The following is a 17,891-nucleotide window of genomic DNA, read 5'->3' as shown; positions in this document are numbered from 1 at the left end:
AGTGGTCTGGTGCGTCCCGGCGCCCAGTGACACGAGTCGTGGACGACGAGGAGGGCCGGCCCCGGTGATCGGGGCCGGCCCTCCTCGTGTGTGCGGCGCGGTGCGCCGCCGGGTCACTCTCCGACGCCGCGTCCCAGCTCCCAGAGCTGCAGGTTGGACGAGGAGTTGAGGGCCCACTCGACACCGGTGATGTCGTCGCGGGCGGCGACGTACTGCTTGCCCTGCCAGAGCGGGAGTACGGGCACGTCCTCGGCGACGAGGTCCTGGACGCGCTCGATGTCCTTGGAGGCGGCGAGGCGGTCGGCCTCCCGGCGCGAGGCGGGGATCAGCTGCTCGCGGACGGTGCGGTTCTCGTACGGGGAGGCGAGGAAGTTGTCCTTGTCGAGGAACGGTGCGATGAAGTTGTCGGCGTCGGGGAAGTCGGGGAACCAGCCCATGCCGAAGACGTCGTACTCGCCCTCGAGCTGTGCGGCACGGAACTTGTCCCACTTGGCGCCCTTGATGCTGACGTCGAAGAGGCCGCTGTCGTTCAGCTGCTTCTGCAGGACCTCGAACTCCTGCTTGGTGGCCGCGCCGTAGTGGTCGGTCGTGTAGTGCAGGGTGAGCTCGACGGGGGTGTCGATGCCGGCCTTCTGCAGGAGGTTCGCGGCCTTGGTCTTGGAGGGCTCGCCGTACTTGTTGCTGAACGAGTTGGTGTGCCCGGTGACCGTGGAGGGGACCAGGGACTGCAGCGGCTCGGCGGCGCTGCCGTAGACCTCGGCGGCGAGTTCGCCGCGGTCGACGAGCTGAGCCATGGCCTGGCGGACGGCCTTGTTCTTCACCGAGGGGGCGTCGGTGGTGAAGGCGAGGTAGCGGATCTCCAGGCCGGGCATCTCGACGAGGTCGATCTTGTCGTCACTGCCGGTGCCGAGCTGCTCGATCTGCTTCGGCGTCATGGTGCGCGTCATCAGGTCGATGTCACCCTTCTTGAGCGCCTTGCCCATGGCGTCGGCGTCGGCGAAGGGACGCATCTCGATCTTCTTGCTCTTCGGCTTCAGATTGCCCTTGTAGTGCGGGTTCTGGGTGAAGACGGCCTTGACGAGCTCGTTGTCCTTGACCTCGGCCTCGACGGTGTACGGGCCGGAGCCGTCGACCTGGAAGCCGGAGCGGAGCTTGGCCTTGTCGTAGACGTCGGGGTCGACGATGCCGGCGGCCGGGGTGGCGAGCTTGTGCGGGAAGGTCGCGTCGGGCGACTTCAGGTGGAAGGCGACGGTGCGGTCGCCCTCGACCTCGACGGTGTCGACATTGGCGAGCAGGTTGCTGGGGCCGTTCTTGTCGCGGATCTTCAGCACGCGCTCGATGGAGAACTTGACGTCCGAGGCGGTGACATCGCTGTCGTCCGAGAACTTCAGGCCCTTGCGGAGGGTGCACTCGTAGCGCTGGCTGCGCTCGTCGGTGAAGGAGCAGCGCTCGGCGGCCTCGGGCTCGGGCTGGCCGCCACCGCGGGGCAGGGTCATCAGGGTCTGCACGGTCTGGCGCAGGATGTTCCAGGAGCCCGCGTCGTAGGCGTAGGCCGGGTCGAACGGGGCCGGGGCCTGGCTCGACGCGGAGAACATGTCCGTGGTGCCCACGACGATCGCGTCGCCGCCGTCGTTCCCGCTGTCCGATCCACCACAGGCGGCGAGCACCGGGGCGAGCAGGCCGATGAGGGCCGGCAGCACCAATGTCTTGCGGTTCATGCTCGAAGTTCTCCAACGTCCGATCCCGGTCCGCCGACGGGGGGTGGTGTCGGCGTTCCGGGCAATGTCATGTTTCCTCGGCATGAGATTAGTCCGAATCGCCACGAGTGCTCACGGCGCCCGGAGTTGGGCGCCAATCACTCAGCGGCAGCGGAAGTGACGCACCGGAATGCGGACGCCGGAAGGTTTGGTGCAGGAGTCGACCAATCGGGACACAAGGCCCCACAGTTGCGGGCCGGGAACACCGGGCAAGCCGCACATACAAGACCGCGCGACCTGCCGACTCAGTGACATAAATCACGCCATGGATCGGAGTGCGTGGGCGCTGAATTACGTCGGCGCAGCCGGCAATTGGTCCGCCCTTTGCCCCGCCCTGTCTTTCGCCGGCAATACGGGAACACGCTCGGTGCACGGTTCAGTGCATTTCCGTCATCACTTGATGAGCGCCACTTGATGAGCGTCACTTGATGAGCTTCCGTAGAAAGGCGAGATCGACTTCTTCGAGGGAGGCGACCACGGTGCGTCCGTCGCCCGGCGGAATGGGTGCGACCGAGGGCACGGCGACGACGGGACAGCCGGCGGCCTGCGCGGAGGCGACTCCGGTGGTGGTGTCCTCCACGACGGCGCAGCGCGCGGGGTGGACGCCGAGGCCCGCGGCGGCCCGCAGATAGGGCTCGGGGTGCGGCTTGCTGTGCTCGACCTCGTCCCCGGCGACGGTGAGGCGGAAGTGCTGGTGGCCGATCGAGTCGAGCACCCGGTCGATGATCCGCCGGTGCGAGGCGGAGACCAGGGCGGTGGGTACGTCCTGCTCGGTCAGCTCGGCGAGCAGGCGCCGGGCGCCGGGCATCAGGGGCAGATCGCGGCTGATGCGCTGCTCGAAGTGGTCGTTGAGCAGCACGGTGAGCTCGTCCAGGGCGATGTCGGCGCCGGTGGCCTCGATCAGGAAGCCCGCGCTGCGAGTCATCGGGCCGCCCACCACGACATGCCGCCAGGATTCGTCGAGGGCGTGTCCGAGGCCGGCGAAGGCCTCGACCTCGGCGTCCCACCAGAAGCCCTCCGTGTCGACCAGCGTGCCGTCCATGTCGAGCAGCACGGCGTCGAGGGATGCTCCGCCGGGCCGTGCGGCGTGGGCCGTTCGGACGGCGCCTTGGGCATGGGGAAGGCTTCCGGCTGCGGGGACCGTACTGGTCATGCGGCACACCTCCGTGAGGGACGAGAAGGCCGGCCGCCCTTTTCCCGGGTGTGATCCCGGAAGGGGGCGACCGGCCTGCACTGGACCGACCAGTGTACGTCGCGGGGCCCGGGGCGCATCCGGATTGATTCCGGGGTGCACGCGGGCCGTGTGCGGGTGTCAGCGGGCGTTGAAGTACTTCGCCTCGGGGTGGTGGATGACGATGGCGTCGGTGGACTGCTCGGGGTGGAGCTGGAACTCCTCGGAGAGCTGGACGCCGATCCGCTCCGGTTCGAGCAGTTCGGCGATCTTGGCCCGGTCCTCCAGATCCGGGCACGCTCCGTAGCCGAGGGAGAACCGTGCGCCGCGGTACTTGAGGGCGAACATGTCCTCCATCTGGGAGGGGTCCTCGCCGGCGTAGCCGAGTTCGCTGCGTACGCGTGCGTGCCAGTACTCGGCGAGGGCCTCGGCGAGCTGGACGGAGAGTCCGTGCAGTTCGAGGTAGTCGCGGTAGGAGTCGGCGGCGAAGAGTTCGGCGGTGGCCTCGCCGATCTTCGAGCCGACGGTGACGACCTGCAGGCCGACGACGTCGGTCTCGCCGCTCTCCTCGGGACGGAAGAAGTCGGCGAGGCACAGGCGGCGGCCGCGGCGCTGGCGGGGGAAGGTGAAGCGGGTGCGCTCGTTGCCCTGGTCGTCGAGGATGATCAGGTCGTCGCCCTTGGAGACGCACGGGTAGTAGCCGTGCACGACGGCCGCTTCGAGCATGTTCTTGGTGTGCAGCTGGTCGAGCCAGCCGCGCAGCCGGGGGCGGCCCTCGGTCTCGACGAGTTCCTCATAGGTCGGGCCGTCGCCGGTGCGGGCCTGCTTGAGTCCCCACTGACCCTTGAAGAGGGCGCCCTCGTCGAGCCAGGAGGCGTACTCCTTGAGCTGGATGCCCTTGATGACGCGGCTGCCCCAGAACGGCGGAGTGGGGACGGGGTTGTCGGTGGCGACGTCGGAGCGGGCCGGGCCGTCGTCGGGGCGTTCCTCGATCTGGACGTTGCCCGCCTTGACGCGGCGCTGCTTGAGCTCGGGCAGGGTGGCGCCGGGGACGCCGCGCTTGACGGCGATCAGGGCGTCCATGAGGCGCAGGCCCTCGAACGCGTCGCGGGCGTAGCGGACTTCGCCCTCGTAGATCTCGTGCAGGTCCTGTTCGACGTAGGCGCGGGTGAGGGCGGCGCCGCCGAGGATGACGGGGAAGTCGGCGGCCAGCTTGCGCTGGTTGAGCTCCTCCAGGTTCTCCTTCATGATCACGGTCGACTTGACCAGGAGGCCGGACATGCCGATCACATCGGCGCGGTGCTCCGCGGCGGCGTCGAGGATGGCCGATACGGGCTGCTTGATGCCCAGATTGACCACGTTGTAGCCGTTGTTGGACAGGATGATGTCGACGAGGTTCTTGCCGATGTCGTGCACGTCGCCGCGGACGGTGGCCAGGACGATGGTGCCCTTGCCCTCGGAGTCCGACTTCTCCATGTGCGGTTCGAGGTACGCGACGGCGATCTTCATGACCTCGGCGGACTGCAGTACGAACGGCAGCTGCATCTGCCCGGAGCCGAAGAGTTCGCCGACGACCTTCATGCCCTCGAGGAGCGTGTCGTTGACGATGTCGAGGGCGGGGCGCTCGGTGAGGGCCTCGTCCAGGTCGGCCTCGAGGCCGGTCTTCTCGCCGTCGATGATGCGGCTGCGCAGTCGCTCCTCCAGCGGCAGCGCGGCCAGTTCCTCGGCCTTGCCCGCCTTCAGGGACTTGGCGGTGGCGCCCTCGAAGAGCTCCATCAGCTTCTGCAGCGGGTCGTAGCCCTCGGACCGCCGGTCGTGGATCAGGTCGAGGGCGGTGGTGACCTGCTCCTCGTCGAAGCGGGCGATGGGCAGGATCTTGGAGGCGTGCACGATCGCCGAGTCCAGGCCGGCCTTCACGCACTCGTCCAGGAACACCGAGTTGAGCAGAATGCGCGCTGCCGGGTTGAGGCCGAAGGAGATGTTCGACAGGCCGAGGGTGGTCTGTACGTCGGGGTGGCGGCGCTTGAGTTCGCGGATGGCCTCGATGGTGGCGATGCCGTCCTTGCGGGACTCCTCCTGACCGGTGCAGATGGTGAAGGTCAGGGTGTCGATGAGGATGTCGGACTCGTGGATGCCCCAGTTTCCGGTGAGGTCGTCGATCAGCCGCTCGGCGATGGCGACCTTGTGCTCGACGGTGCGGGCCTGGCCCTCCTCGTCGATGGTCAGGGCGATGAGTGCGGCGCCGTGTTCCTTGGCGAGGGCGGTGACCTTCGCGAAGCGGGATTCGGGGCCGTCGCCGTCCTCGTAATTGACCGAGTTGATGACCGCACGGCCGCCGAGCTTCTCCAACCCGGCCTGGATCACGGGCACTTCGGTGGAGTCGAGGACGATGGGCAGGGTGGAGGCGGTGGCGAAACGGCCGGCCAGCTCCTCCATGTCGGCGACGCCGTCCCGGCCGACGTAGTCGACGCACAGGTCGAGCATGTGCGCACCCTCGCGGATCTGGTCGCGGGCCATCTCCACGCAGTCGTCCCAGCGTGCGTCCAGCATCGCCTCGCGGAACTTCTTCGAGCCGTTGGCGTTCGTCCGCTCGCCGATCGCCAGGTACGAGGTGTCCTGGCGGAACGGCACGGTCTGGTAGAGGGAGGCCGCTCCGGGCTCGGGCCGCGGTTCGCGCGCGGTGGGCGTGAGGTCGCGGACCCGCTCGACGACCTGCCGCAGGTGCTCGGGCGTGGTGCCGCAGCAGCCGCCGACCAGGGAGAGGCCGTACTCGCCGACGAACGTCTCCTGGGCGTCGGCGAGTTCGGCCGCGGTCAGCGGGTAGTGGGCGCCGTCCTTGCCGAGGACGGGCAGGCCCGCGTTCGGCATGCAGGACAGCGGTACGCGGGAGTGGCGGGCGAGGTAGCGCAGGTGCTCGCTCATCTCGGCGGGACCGGTCGCGCAGTTCAGGCCGATCATATCGATGCCGAGCGGCTCGAGGGCGGTCAGTGCCGCGCCGATCTCGGAGCCGAGCAGCATGGTGCCGGTCGTCTCGACCGTCACCGAGCAGATGATCGGCAGGTCGGCGCCGGTGGCCTCGAGGGCGCGGCGGGCGCCGAGGATGGAGGCCTTGGTCTGCAGCAGGTCCTGGGTGGTCTCCACCAGGAGCGCGTCGGCGCCGCCGGCGATCATGCCCTCGGCGTTCTGCTGGTAGGCGTCGCGGAGCTTGCCGTACGGGGCGTGGCCGAGGGTGGGCAGCTTGGTGCCGGGGCCCATCGAGCCGAGCACCCAGCGCTGCTGTCCGGTGGAGGCGGTGAACTCGTCGGCGACCTCGCGGGCGATGCGGACGCCGGACTCGGAGAGTTCGTGGATGCGCTCGGGGATGTCGTACTCGGCGAGGGCCGCGAAGTTGGCGCCGAAGGTGTTGGTCTCGACGCAGTCCACGCCGACGGCGAAGTACTCCTCGTGGACCGAGCGGACGATGTCGGGGCGGGTGACGTTCAGAATCTCGTTGCAGCCCTCGAGGTTCTGGAAGTCCTCGAGACTGGGGTCCTGGGCCTGCAGCATGGTGCCCATCGCACCGTCCGCGACCACCACCCGGGTGGCGAGTGCGTGACGCAGGGCGTCTGCGCGGGACCGGCTGTCGGATGCTGCGGTCGGCAACGAGGCCATGGAAAAGCTCCCTGGAGTGCGACGGCTGTCGGCTTTGCGCCCTCAGGCGAGGGCGCACCCGGCCAGCGTAGCCGGGACGGGGCCCCCACCGTATGGGGCGTCCAAGTGAGGACCATGATGCTGGGGTGGTGCGGCGGCGCCCGCGAAGTGCGGGAGCCGAGTGCCTCGGCATGCGCAGCCATTGCGCAGCCATTGCGCAGCCATTAGGACAAGGTCGGCATGGACCGATAGTGTTCAGCATTGTCGAACCACTGCCGACGACGTACCGTACGGTCGCCGGAGCCGGCCGATGTGGAACCAGGGATCGGACGCGGAGGAGCGGACGCGGTGGCCAAGAACATCCAGTCGCTCGAACGCGCGGCGGCGATGCTGCGCCTCCTGGCCGGCGGCGAGCGACGGCTCGGCCTCTCCGACATCGCCTCCTCGCTCGACCTGGCCAAGGGCACCGCGCACGGCATCCTGCGCACCCTGCAGCAGGAGGGTTTCGTGGAGCAGGACCCGTCCTCCGGCCGCTATCAGCTCGGCGCGGAGCTGCTTCGCCTGGGCAACAGCTATCTGGACGTGCACGAGCTGCGCGCCCGCGCCCTGGTCTGGACGGACGATCTGGCGCGCTCCAGCGGCGAGAGCGTCTATCTCGGGGTGCTGCACCAGCAGGGTGTGCTGATCGTGCACCACGTGTTCCGGCCGGACGACAGCCGGCAGGTGCTCGAGGTCGGGGCGATGCATCCGCTGCACTCCACGGCGCTCGGCAAGGTTCTCTCCGCGTACGACCCGGTGGCGCACAGCGAGGTGGTGGAGTCGGAGCGGAAGGACTTCACGGCCCGTACGGTGACCGGCCTCGAGGACTTCGAGGGGGTGCTCGACGTGACGCGGGCGCGCGGCTGGGCCGCGGACGTCGAGGAGACCTGGACCGGGGTGGCATCGGTGGCGGCCCCGATCCACGACCGGCGCCGGATGCCGGTGGGTGCGGTCGGCGTGACCGGCGCGGTGGAGCGGGTGTGTGCGGACGGCGAGCTGCGCGCCGAGCTGATCGCGGCGGTGCGGGACTGCGCCCGCGCGGTGTCCCGGGACCTGGGCGCCGGACGCTTCTGAGCCGCAGCGCGGCAGGATCCTGCGGGCGGACCGGCCGGACGGCACCGGCACCGCTCCCTCACGACGGACCCGGTCACGCAGACCCGCGCTTTCCCGCTGCGTCCCTCTCGCGCGAAGGGCGCCCTCCGCGTACCGTCGAACCCTCGCGCGAAACGTTTCCGGCACCTACTACCGGCCAGTCGCACCCACCCGTCCGGCATGTCCTGCCGGGCGCCGATCCCGTACTGCAGCGCCCAGGCGGTAACGATCGTGATTCGCCCCCCACAGCCCTTGACGGGCCATTGACGCGAGGGAAAACTGCCGTTCATCGGTCGGCATTGTCGAACACCTACCGGCAATACGGGGTAGTGTGTGGCAAGGCGGATCCGAGCAACGCCCTCACCTGAGGGCGCGAACCACCGGCGGGACTCGTGGTGTCGCGTTCTCGGTGTCCACCCTGGACGAAGGACAAAGGAGTCGCGGGTGTCCAGCTCCGACATCTTCATCGGCGAGACCATCGGTACCGCCCTACTCATCCTGCTCGGCGGCGGCGTCTGCGCCGCTGTCACTTTCAAGCGCTCCAAGGCCTATGAGGCCGGCTGGGTCGCCATCGCCTTCGGCTGGGGCTTCGCGGTCCTGACCGGCGCCTATCTGGCGGGCGGCGTCTCCGGCGCGCACCTCAACCCCGCGGTCACGCTCGGCCTCGCGGTCGAGGGCGGCACCGAGTGGAGCGACGTTCCGGTCTATCTGGCGGGCGAGCTGCTCGGCGCGATGATCGGCGCCGTGCTGGTCTGGATCACGTACTACGGCCAGTTCCAGGCCCATCTGACGGACCCGGAGATCGTCGGCCAGGCCGGCGGCGACAAGAAGCCGGCCTCCGACGAGCCCGGTCCGGTGCTCGGCATCTTCTCCACCGCGCCGGAGATCCGTAACGCCGCACAGAACATGGCCACCGAGATCATCGCCACGTTCGTGCTGGTCATCGCGATCCTCACGCAGGGCCTGAACGACGACGGCAACGGCCTCGGCCCGCTCGGCGCACTCATCACCGCGCTCGTCGTGGTCGGCATCGGCCTCTCGCTCGGCGGCCCGACGGGATACGCCATCAACCCGGTCCGTGACCTCGGCCCGCGCATCGTGCACTCGCTGCTGCCCCTGCCGAACAAGGGCAGCTCCGACTGGACGTACGCCTGGGTGCCGGTCGCCGGACCGCTGATCGGTGGCGCCATCGCCGGCGGTGTGTACAACATCGCCTTCGCCTGAGCACGCCGTACCGCACGAGACTCTTGGAGCACACAGTGACCGACGCACACACCACCCACTCGCACGGCGCCGGGCCGTTCATCGCGGCGATCGACCAGGGCACCACCTCGAGCCGCTGCATCGTCTTCGACAAGGACGGCCGGATCGTCGCCGTCGACCAGCGCGAGCACGAGCAGATCTTCCCCAAGCCCGGCTGGGTCGAGCACGACGCCAAGGAGATCTGGGCCAACGTCGAGAGCGTGGTGGCGGGCGCCGTCGCCAAGGCCGGCATCACCTCCGCCGACGTCAAGGCGATCGGCATCACCAACCAGCGCGAGACCACGCTGCTCTGGGACAAGAACACCGGCGAGCCGGTGCACAACGCCATCGTCTGGCAGGACACCCGCACCGACGCCCTGTGCAAGGAGCTCGGCCGCAACGTCGGCCAGGACCGCTTCCGCCGTGAGACGGGCCTGCCGCTGGCGTCCTACTTCGCCGGGCCGAAGGTCCGCTGGCTGCTCGACAACGTCGAGGGGCTGCGCGAGCGCGCCGAGCGAGGCGACATCCTCTTCGGCACCATGGACTCCTGGGTCATCTGGAACCTCACCGGCGGCACCGACGGCGGTCAGCACGTCACGGACGTCACCAACGCGTCCCGCACCATGCTGATGAACCTGCACACCATGCAGTGGGACGAGAAGATCCTGCACTCCATCGGCATCCCGGCCGCGGTGCTGCCGGAGATCCGGTCCTCCGCCGAGGTGTACGGCGCCACCAAGGGCGGCGTCCTGGACGGCGTCCCGGTCGCCTCCGCGCTCGGTGACCAGCAGGCCGCGCTCTTCGGCCAGACCTGTTTCGACGAGGGCGAGGCCAAGTCCACGTACGGCACCGGCACCTTCATGCTGATGAACACCGGTGAGACGCCCGTCAATTCGTACAACGGCCTGCTCACCACGGTCGGTTACCGCATCGGCGACCAGAAGCCGGTCTACGCGCTCGAGGGCTCGATCGCCGTCACGGGCTCCCTGGTGCAGTGGATGCGCGACCAGATGGGCCTGATCAACTCCGCCGCCGAGATCGAGACCCTGGCGTCCTCGGTCGACGACAACGGCGGCGCGTACTTCGTGCCGGCCTTCTCCGGTCTGTTCGCCCCGTACTGGCGCTCCGACGCCCGCGGCGTGATCGCCGGTCTGACCCGGTACGTCACCAAGGCGCACATCGCGCGCGCCGTGCTCGAGGCCACCGCCTGGCAGACCCGCGAGATCACCGACGCCATGACGAAGGACTCCGGCGTCGAGCTCACGGCCCTGAAGGTCGACGGCGGCATGACCTCCAACAACCTGCTGATGCAGACCCTCTCGGACTTCCTGGACGCGCCGGTGGTGCGCCCGATGGTCGCCGAGACGACCTGCCTCGGCGCGGCCTACGCCGCCGGCCTCGCCGTCGGCTTCTGGCCCGACACCGAGGCCCTGCGCGCCAATTGGCGCCGGGCCGCCGAGTGGACCCCCCGCATGGAAGCGGATCAGCGGGACCGCGAGTACAAGAACTGGCTCAAGGCCGTCGAGCGGACCATGGGCTGGATCGAGGACGAGGAGTAAGACTCATGACCACCCTGCAGAGCAGCCCCGCTTTCCCGGCTCTCGGGCTGCACCCGGCCGACGGCTCGAATCCGAGCCGGGCCGAGACCCGGGAACAGCTGTCGAGGGCTACCTACGACCTCCTGGTGATCGGCGGCGGCATCCTGGGCATCTCCACCGCCTGGCATGCCGCACAGGCCGGGCTGCGGGTGGCCCTGGTGGACGCCGGCGACTTCGCCGGTGCCACCTCCTCCGCGTCCTCCAAGCTGCTGCACGGCGGCCTGCGTTACCTGCAGACCGGTGCGGTCAAGCTGGTCGCGGAGAACCACTTCGAGCGGCGTGCGGTCTCCCGTCAGGTGGCGCCGCACCTCGCCAATCCGCTGACCTTCTACCTGCCGGTGTACAAGGGCGGGCCGCACGGCGCCGCGAAGCTGGGCGCGGGTGTGTTCGCGTACTCGGCGCTGTCCGCGTTCGGTGACGGGGTGGGGCATCTGCTCAGCCCGTCGCGCGCGGCGCAGGACGTGCCCGAACTGCGCACCGAGAACCTCAAGGCCGTGGCCGTGTACGGCGACGACCAGATGAACGACTCCCGGATGGCCCTGATGACGGTCCGCGCGGCGGTCGCATCGGGGGCCGCGGTGCTCAATCACGCGGAGGTCACCGGGCTGCGCTTCACCCGCGGACGGGTCACCGGTGCGGAGCTCAGGGACCGTACGGACGGCACCGAGTTCGGCGTGGACGCCCGGCTCGTGCTGAACGCGACCGGCCCGTGGGTGGACAAGCTGCGGGCCATGGAGGACGCGAACGCGGCCCCGTCGATCCGCCTCTCCAAGGGCGCGCACCTGGTGCTCAAGCGCACCGCGCCGTGGAAGGCCGCGCTGGCCACGCCCATCGACAAGTACCGGATCACGTTCGCCCTGCCGTGGGAGGACATGCTGCTGCTCGGTACGACCGACGAGGAGTACGAGGGCGATCCGGCGGATGTGGCGGTGACCGAGCAGGACACCAGGCAGATCCTGGACGAGGCGGCCTTCTCGGTGCGCGACCAGCAGCTGTCGCCGGATCTGATCACCTACGCGTTCGCCGGACTGCGGGTGCTGCCCGGCGGACCGGGCGACACCTCGAAGGCCAAGCGGGAGACGGTCGTCACCGAGGGCCGCGGCGGAATGCTGTCGGTCGCGGGCGGCAAGTGGACCACGTTCCGGCACATCGGCCGCACCGTGATGAACAAGCTGGCCCAGCTGCCCGGGCACCCGCTCGGCGAGGACATGGAGCCGGTGTCGGCGCTGCCCAAGCGGCTTCCGCTGCCGGGCATCGCCAACCCGAACGCGGTGGCGTACCGGCTCCTCGCGGACGGCTCTGCGCCCGGGCCGCGGATGGCGGCGGACACGGCGCGGCACCTGGCCACGCACTACGGTTCGCTGTCCTTCGACATCGCCCGGCTGGCGAACGAGGACCCGGCGCTTGCCGAGCGCATCCATCCCGACGCCCCCGAGATCTGGGCGCAGGTGGCGTACGCCAGGGACCACGAGTGGGCCGAGACGGCGGACGACGTGCTGCGGCGGCGTACGACGCTGACGATCCGCGGTCTGGCGACGGACGGGATCCGCAGCCGGGTCGAGGACATGCTGCGCAGCGAGTGAGGCGCTGAACACGACTGCGGGGCGGCCCACTTCGGTGGTGCCGCCCCGCAGTCGTACGCCCGCGGCCTGCGCGCTACGCCGACTCCTCGGCCTCGTCGAAGGCGTCGTCGGCGGCGAGTATCGAGGACTCCAGCTTGCGCAACAGGCGGGCCAGCTGGCGGCGTTCGGCCGGAGTGACCTCGGCCAGCATGCGGCGTTCGTTGTCGAGGTGTTCGGCGAAGACGCGGTCGACCGTTGCGAGGCCGTCGTCGGTGAGCCGGGAGTAGACGACGCGGCGGTCGTCGGCGTCGCGCTCGCGGACGATCAGGCCGTCCTTCTCCAGGCGGTCGATGCGCAGGGTCACGCCCGCCGAGGAGACCAGGCCCTGGTCGGCGAGCTGCCCCGCGGTCAGCCGGTAGGGGGCGCCGGCCCGGCGCAGTGCGGTGAGGACGTCGAAGCCGGCGACGGACAGGCCGTGCCGCTCGATGGAGCTGGTCAGCTGGGCGTTGTAACGCAGGAAGGAGCGATGCAGTCGGGCCAGCACCTCCAGGGGGCTGGTGTCGAGTTCGGGCCGCTCTCTCGCCCAGTCCGCCACGACCGCCTCGACGGCGTCCTTGTGCCCGTTCCTGCGTCCAGCCATCTCCGCCCCTTCGTCCGGCCGCTCTCCCCGGCCGCCCCGGTCTCACAGCCCTGAGAATTCTACCCCTGAGGTGATCAACGGCGGGCGGGTCGGTGGCCGGAAACGTCCGGTGCGCGGGACGGGCTACTTCGGCGGGAGTTTCAGCTTCTGCCCGACCTTGATGAGGTTCGGGTCGGCGATGCCGTTGAGCGCGGCGATCTCCGGGTGGCGGGCGGCGTTGCCGAGCTGGGCCGCGGCGATGGCACCGAGGGTGTCGCCCGCCTTCACCGTGTAGGTGCCGGCGGCCTTCTTCGCGGGAGCCTTGGCGGGCTTCCCGGTGCCGCCGACGCCGTGTGCGGCGAGATAGGCGAGCGGGTCGGTGTGGCCGTTGTAGGTGTTGGTGGTGCGGGCCTCGAAGTGCAGATGCGGGCCGGTGACATTGCCGGTGGCGCCGGACAGGCCGAGGCGGTGGCCGCCGGTGACCTTCTGGCCCACCTTGACCTCGATCCGGCTGAGGTGGGCGTACAGGGTGTACTTGCCGTCCGTCATACCGACGATGACGCAGTTCCCGTACGCGCCCTGATTGCCGGCGACGACCACGGACCCGGGCCCGACGGCGACGACCGGTGTGCCGGTCGGCACGGCGAAGTCGACGCCGGTATGGAATCCGGCCGCCCAGGCGCCGGGCTTCTTGTAGGCCGTGGTGACCCGCGCCCGGCCGACGGGCATGCTCCAAGCGTTCATACGTCCATGCCTAGCGTGACGTACGGCCTGTCGCATCCGGAGGCCGAGCAGCGGGTGCACACCGGGGGCGCCGGGCCGGTGTCAACGCCGGGACAGGCGGCCGCGTTTGAGGTGCAGGACCTCGTCGGAGGCGGCGGCGACCTTGGCGGAGTGGGTGACCACGACGACGCACTTGCCGTCGTCGTGGGCGACCTTCCGCAGGATGTCCACGATGTCGTCCGCGGTGTCCTGGTCGAGGTTGCCGGTGGGCTCGTCGGCGAAGAGGATGTCGACCTCGCAGGCCAGTGCGCGGGCGATGGCGACTCGCTGCTGCTGGCCGCCGGACAGCTCCTGGATCCGCCGGTGCCGGTCCTCCGCCGCGATGCCCAGCAGGCCGAGGAGCTCGTCGGCACGGTCCTTGCGGCCGCGCCGGCGGACGCCGGTGATCTCCATGGCCGAGGTGACGTTCCGTGCGGCGGTCAGATAGCCGATGAGGTTGAAGGACTGGAAGACCGTGGCGGCGTGCCGGCGGCGGAAGGTGTCGAGCCCGATGCGGTCCAGGTCCCGGCCGCGGAAGCGGACCGTACCGGCGGAGGGTGCGTCGAGGCCGCCGGCGAGCGAGAGCAGGGTGGTCTTGCCGCTGCCCGACGGTCCGACCACGGCGTACATGCGGCCCGGTGCGAAGTCCTGGCTGACGTCCTTGAGGACGGTGCGCCGGCGGGCCCGGTTGCCCAGCGGGTAGCTCTTGTCGACGCCGCAGAACTGCAGCACCGGGGCCTGGTCGTCGTACGGCATGGTCAGTCGCCCTTCGTGAGGATCTGGCGGGGCTTCAGGCGCAGGACCCGGTAGCCGGGGATGAGGGTGGCGAGGGCGGCGATGCCGAGTCCGGCGGCGCCGACCTTGGCGAGATCGGCACCGGTGAGGCGTACGTCCAGGTCCTCGATGGGCTCGGCGGCCGGTTCCTCGTCCTGTGCGGCGCCGCCCATGGAGTCGGCGTACGAGTTCTTCTCCTCGTCGGCCTTGTCGTTCTCGGCGTCGGAGACCTCGCCGGCGAGCAGGCTGCTTCCCGCGGTACCGGCCAGCGCCTGGCTCGCGGGGACGGCGAGGCCGATGGCGACGATCGCGCAGGCGGCGATCTCGACGAGATGCTGGCCGAGGAGGCGCGGTCTGCGTTCGCCGAGGGCCAGCAGGATGCCCAGTTCGCGGCGGCGTTCGCGCAGGGAGCTCGCGACGATCAGGGAGAGTACGGCGACCCCGGCCAGCGAGACCAGCCAGACGGTGAGGGTGGCGAAGCCGGCGGTCTTGGAGATGGGGCCGACGAGCTGCTTGTACTGCTTGTCGTTGACCGCGAGTGGATAGATGTCCGGGTCGAGGCCGAGCGCCGCGGCCTGCTTCTTGAGTTTCGGCAGGTCCCCGGGGTTGCGCAGGGTGAAGGTGGCCTCCTGGATGTCCGAGCCCTCGTCGGTGGGGGTGACCGCCGACAGGGCGCCGGCCGCGTTCGGGGAGGCGTAGACGAGATTGCCGGGGTCGGCGAGCGCGGGGGTGTACTGGCTGCTGGACGCGGTGTCGGAGGTGTAGATGCCGGCCACCGTGAACTGCCTCTTCTTGCCCTTGCTGCCGTCGCCGGGGAAGGAGCGCATGGTGACCTCGTCGCCGACCTCGAGCTTGTTTGCGTCGGCGAGGCGCTTCTCCAGTACGAGGACACCGTCCCCGGTGTCGGGGCCGATGCCCTTGCCGGCGACGAGCTTCGAGGTGCCGTTGCGGAACGAGGGCATGGCGGCGAGGTCCCGTACGCCCTCGACCTTGAAGAAGTCGCCGGACTCGGTGTCGGCGGCCGGTGGCGGCGGCACGGCCCGGTAGAGCTTCAGGTCCTCGGTGGCGAGGCCTGCGGACTCCACCTTGTAGCTGAACCGGGTGACGACCGGGGACTTTCCGAGTGCGTCGGCCTTTCCGCTGCGCAGGCGGTCGTCCGGGTCGATCCGCGCGCCCGAGGCCCCGCCGTTCTCGGCCCGGCCGGACTCCATGAGGGCGTTGATGTCGAAGGACAGGGTGGCGACCGCGCCGACCTGGTCCTTCGCGTCCGCCGCGGCCCGGTCGGCGGCCGAGCGAATGAGGAATCCGGACAGGACGAGGGCGCAGACGACGAAGAACAGGCCGGTGAGCAGCAGGGTCTTGCCGAGCGTGGCGGTCAGGCGCCACCAGGCCCGTTTGAACAGGTTCATGGAAGGTGTCTCCACGGTCGGACTCGGAGCAGGCCACGGAGGCGGCTCGGGGAGTCGGCTTCGTACGGTGCGCGCTCACGCTAGGAATCGGACGCTTTCGACAGCGTTCGGCGGCGGGCCGGGTCCGGCGGCTTCTCATACATCGGCCAAACACCGGCTCTGATAGGGATGGGGCCACAGCACACGAGGAAAGGCACCACCGGCGATGCGCGTACTGATCGTCGAGGACGAGGAGTTCATGGCCGAGGTCATCGGGCTCGGTCTGCGCCGCGAGGGCATCTCGTCCGACACCGTCCACGACGGGGCCGCGGCCCTGGAGAAGCTGACGGTCAACGACTACGACATCGTGATCCTCGACCGGGACCTGCCGGAGGTGCACGGCGACGAGGTGTGCCGCCGCACGGTGGCCGAGCATCCCGGCTGCCGGATCCTGATGCTCACCGCCGCGGGCCGGCTCGGTGACAAGGTGGCGGGTCTGGGCCTCGGCGCGGACGACTATCTGGCCAAGCCGTTCGACTTCCCGGAGCTGGTGGCCCGGCTGCGGGCGCTGTACCGGCGGAGTGCTCCCGCGCTCGCGCCGGTGCTGCGGGTCGCGGACCTCACGCTCGACACCCATCGCCGGCAGGCGGTGCGGGCGGGCCGGGAGATCCGGCTCACGCCGAAGGAGCTGGCCGTCCTCGAGCTGCTGATCCGGGCCGACGGCGGGGTGCTCGGCGCCGAGTACCTCCTGGAGAAGGCCTGGGACGAGGCGGCCGATCCGTTCACCAACGCGGTGCGCCTCGTCGTGCACACCCTGCGGCGCAAGCTGGGTGATCCGCCGCTCCTGCACACCGCGGTCGGCGCCGGCTACTACCTGGCGGAGCGGGCGTGATCGGGCTGCGCCGGGTCAGCATCCACACCCGGCTCTTCCTCGGTTTCGCGGGTGTGCTCGTGGTGTCCGGTGCGCTGATGGTGGCGGCGGTGTATCTCGGGATGCGGTATCTGCCGTCCTACGATCTGGGCTCGGCGCCGGTGCGGCCCGGCGTGGTGCCGGACTTCGTGCCGGGGATGCCCGCGGACGAGCTGCCGCAGCTGCCGCCGTACGTCGATCCGCCCGGTTCGTACGCCGATCCACCCGGCTCGTACGCCGACACGCGGCAGGTCCGCTCCAAGGAGGACGTGTGGGCGACGGTGCTCACGGTGTCCGTTGCGGGTGCGGCGGTGGTGGCGGTGCTGGGGCTCGCCGCGGGGTGGCTGCTTTCGCGCCGGCTGCTCGCCCCGCTGGGCGCCATCAGCGAGGCGGCCGCCCGGGCCGGCGAGGGTGATCTCTCGTACCGGATCGATGCGGAGGGTCCGCGGGACGAACTGCGGCGGCTGGCCGACACGTTCGACGGCACACTGGCGCGGTTGGAGCGCTCCTTCGCGGCCCATCAGCGGTTCGCCGCGAATGCCTCGCACGAGCTGCTGACACCGCTGGCCGCCACCCGCACCGCGCTGCAGCTGGCCTCGACGGACCAGTCGGGCGGTGAACTGGCCCGGCTCGCCCCGCAGTTGGCGGCGGCCAACGAGCGCAGCATCGAGATCGTGCACGGGCTGCTGCAGCTCGCCGGCGCCGAGCATGCGCAGCCCGACACCGAGCCCGTGGACCTCGCCGCGATCGTCGCCGAGACCTGCGGCGAGCTGGCGGCGCGAGCCCGTACGGCCGGGATCGGCCTGGAGTCGGACCTGGAGCCCGGCCGGTCGCTGGTGGGGAACGCGGCGCTCCTTCGGCGTCTGGTGCACAACCTCCTGGACAACGCCCTGACCCACAACGTGCCGGACGGCTGGGCCCATGTGTCGGTGTACGGCGAGGGGCCGGTGACCCTGGAGGTGACCAACTCCGGGCCGCGGGTGGACGCCGAGCACACGGACCGTCTCTTCGAGCCGTTCCACCGCGCCGACTCCCGGGTGCGCAGCGACCGTACGGGCCACGGCCTCGGCCTCGCCATCGCCCGCGCGGTGGTCCGCGCCCACCACGGCACGATCACGGCGACGGCGAACGCGGACGGAGGTCTCACGGTGCGCGCGGACTTCCCGGTGGAGGCCTGACCACGCGGCCGCTGCGCGGGCCCGTCCGGCGTCAGCCGCGGCGGTTCGCCCGGCGCAGGCCGCGGACGAGGACCACGGCGACGCAGAGGGCGGCGGCCGGCAGCGCGGCCTTCCGGAGCAGCACGGGCAGGGCGGCTGCTCCGAGGTCCACGGCCGCGGGCTCGGCGGC

General features: G+C 70.4%; 13 protein-coding genes. 6 read left to right on the top strand and 7 right to left on the bottom strand.

Features of this window, described 5'->3' with window-relative positions; translation table 11 throughout:
* Nucleotides 1-113: 113 nt before the first annotated feature.
* The 3 genes from DY218_RS08895 to metH all read right to left on the bottom strand — a co-directional run bounded on the left by DY218_RS08895 (nucleotide 114) and on the right by metH (nucleotide 6,579).
* Nucleotides 114-1,718, bottom strand: a complete 1,605-nt coding sequence (locus tag DY218_RS08895; RefSeq protein ID WP_128555382.1) for an ABC transporter substrate-binding protein — start codon at nucleotides 1,716-1,718, stop codon at nucleotides 114-116.
* 460 nt (nucleotides 1,719-2,178) lie between these two features.
* Nucleotides 2,179-2,910: an HAD family hydrolase gene (locus DY218_RS08890; protein ID WP_128555381.1), complete on the bottom strand. Its 732-nt coding sequence runs from the start codon at nucleotides 2,908-2,910 to the stop codon at nucleotides 2,179-2,181.
* Nucleotides 2,911-3,069: 159 nt separating this feature from the next.
* Nucleotides 3,070-6,579 carry a methionine synthase gene (metH, locus tag DY218_RS08885; protein ID WP_128555380.1) on the bottom strand — a complete coding sequence of 1,170 codons (3,510 nt, stop codon included), beginning with the start codon at nucleotides 6,577-6,579 and terminating at the stop codon, nucleotides 3,070-3,072.
* A gap of 327 nt (nucleotides 6,580-6,906) precedes the next feature.
* On the opposite strand from metH, the gene DY218_RS08880 reads away from it, so the two are divergent.
* From DY218_RS08880 to DY218_RS08865, 4 genes are all read left to right on the top strand, one after another.
* Nucleotides 6,907-7,671 carry an IclR family transcriptional regulator gene (locus tag DY218_RS08880; RefSeq protein ID WP_128555379.1) on the top strand — a complete coding sequence of 255 codons (765 nt, stop codon included), beginning with the start codon at nucleotides 6,907-6,909 and terminating at the stop codon, nucleotides 7,669-7,671.
* A 462-nt stretch (nucleotides 7,672-8,133) separates the two neighbouring features.
* The gene (locus DY218_RS08875) at nucleotides 8,134-8,913 is read left to right on the top strand and encodes an MIP/aquaporin family protein (protein WP_128555378.1); all 780 of its coding nucleotides are present in this window, start codon (nucleotides 8,134-8,136) and stop codon (nucleotides 8,911-8,913) included.
* A 35-nt stretch (nucleotides 8,914-8,948) separates the two neighbouring features.
* Nucleotides 8,949-10,490, top strand: coding sequence for a glycerol kinase GlpK (gene glpK / locus DY218_RS08870; protein ID WP_128555377.1), 1,542 nt, complete (start codon nucleotides 8,949-8,951; stop codon nucleotides 10,488-10,490).
* Between the two features lie 5 nt (nucleotides 10,491-10,495).
* Nucleotides 10,496-12,112 carry a glycerol-3-phosphate dehydrogenase/oxidase gene (locus DY218_RS08865; protein ID WP_128555376.1) on the top strand — a complete coding sequence of 539 codons (1,617 nt, stop codon included), beginning with the start codon at nucleotides 10,496-10,498 and terminating at the stop codon, nucleotides 12,110-12,112.
* A gap of 73 nt (nucleotides 12,113-12,185) precedes the next feature.
* Here DY218_RS08865 and DY218_RS08860 read toward each other — a convergent pair whose 3' ends face one another.
* From DY218_RS08860 to DY218_RS08845, 4 genes are all read right to left on the bottom strand, one after another.
* Nucleotides 12,186-12,731: a MarR family winged helix-turn-helix transcriptional regulator gene (locus DY218_RS08860; RefSeq protein ID WP_128555375.1), complete on the bottom strand. Its 546-nt coding sequence runs from the start codon at nucleotides 12,729-12,731 to the stop codon at nucleotides 12,186-12,188.
* A gap of 123 nt (nucleotides 12,732-12,854) precedes the next feature.
* Entirely contained in the window at nucleotides 12,855-13,454 is a 600-nt protein-coding gene (locus tag DY218_RS35700) for a peptidoglycan DD-metalloendopeptidase family protein (protein WP_325051981.1), read from the bottom strand.
* 81 nt (nucleotides 13,455-13,535) lie between these two features.
* Entirely contained in the window at nucleotides 13,536-14,228 is a 693-nt protein-coding gene (locus tag DY218_RS08850; RefSeq protein WP_128555374.1) for an ABC transporter ATP-binding protein, read from the bottom strand.
* Nucleotides 14,229-14,230: 2 nt separating this feature from the next.
* Nucleotides 14,231-15,655, bottom strand: a complete 1,425-nt coding sequence (locus DY218_RS08845) for an ABC transporter permease (protein WP_128555373.1) — start codon at nucleotides 15,653-15,655, stop codon at nucleotides 14,231-14,233.
* A 205-nt stretch (nucleotides 15,656-15,860) separates the two neighbouring features.
* Here DY218_RS08845 and DY218_RS08840 point away from each other — a divergent pair, with 205 nt between their 5' ends.
* Nucleotides 15,861-16,526, top strand: coding sequence for a response regulator transcription factor (locus DY218_RS08840; protein ID WP_128555372.1), 666 nt, complete (start codon nucleotides 15,861-15,863; stop codon nucleotides 16,524-16,526).
* Nucleotides 16,523-17,722, top strand: coding sequence for a sensor histidine kinase (locus DY218_RS08835; RefSeq protein WP_233521441.1), 1,200 nt, complete (start codon nucleotides 16,523-16,525; stop codon nucleotides 17,720-17,722). The genes DY218_RS08840 and DY218_RS08835 overlap by 4 nt, the downstream gene beginning before the upstream one ends.
* Nucleotides 17,723-17,891 lie beyond the last annotated feature (169 nt).

The sequence above is a fragment of the Streptomyces triticagri genome, assembly GCF_003429565.1.
GTDB lineage: Bacteria > Actinomycetota > Actinomycetes > Streptomycetales > Streptomycetaceae > Streptomyces > Streptomyces triticagri.
The sequence above is the reverse complement of the archived record's forward strand: the minus strand, read 5'-3'. Positions and strand labels throughout refer to the sequence as shown.

Bases quoted from the DNA above. Each gene is read 5' to 3' on its own strand.
- DY218_RS08895 (WP_128555382.1), bottom strand. From the start codon at position 1,718: ATGAACCGCAAGACATTGGTGCTGCCGGCCCTCATCGGCCTGCTCGCC.
- DY218_RS08890 (WP_128555381.1), bottom strand. From the start codon at position 2,910: ATGACCAGTACGGTCCCCGCAGCCGGAAGCCTTCCCCATGCCCAAGGC.
- metH (WP_128555380.1), bottom strand. From the start codon at position 6,579: ATGGCCTCGTTGCCGACCGCAGCATCCGACAGCCGGTCCCGCGCAGAC.
- DY218_RS08865 (WP_128555376.1), top strand. From the start codon at position 10,496: ATGACCACCCTGCAGAGCAGCCCCGCTTTCCCGGCTCTCGGGCTGCAC.
- DY218_RS08860 (WP_128555375.1), bottom strand. From the start codon at position 12,731: ATGGCTGGACGCAGGAACGGGCACAAGGACGCCGTCGAGGCGGTCGTG.
- DY218_RS35700 (WP_325051981.1), bottom strand. From the start codon at position 13,454: ATGAACGCTTGGAGCATGCCCGTCGGCCGGGCGCGGGTCACCACGGCC.
- DY218_RS08850 (WP_128555374.1), bottom strand. From the start codon at position 14,228: ATGCCGTACGACGACCAGGCCCCGGTGCTGCAGTTCTGCGGCGTCGAC.
- DY218_RS08845 (WP_128555373.1), bottom strand. From the start codon at position 15,655: ATGAACCTGTTCAAACGGGCCTGGTGGCGCCTGACCGCCACGCTCGGC.
- DY218_RS08840 (WP_128555372.1), top strand. From the start codon at position 15,861: ATGCGCGTACTGATCGTCGAGGACGAGGAGTTCATGGCCGAGGTCATC.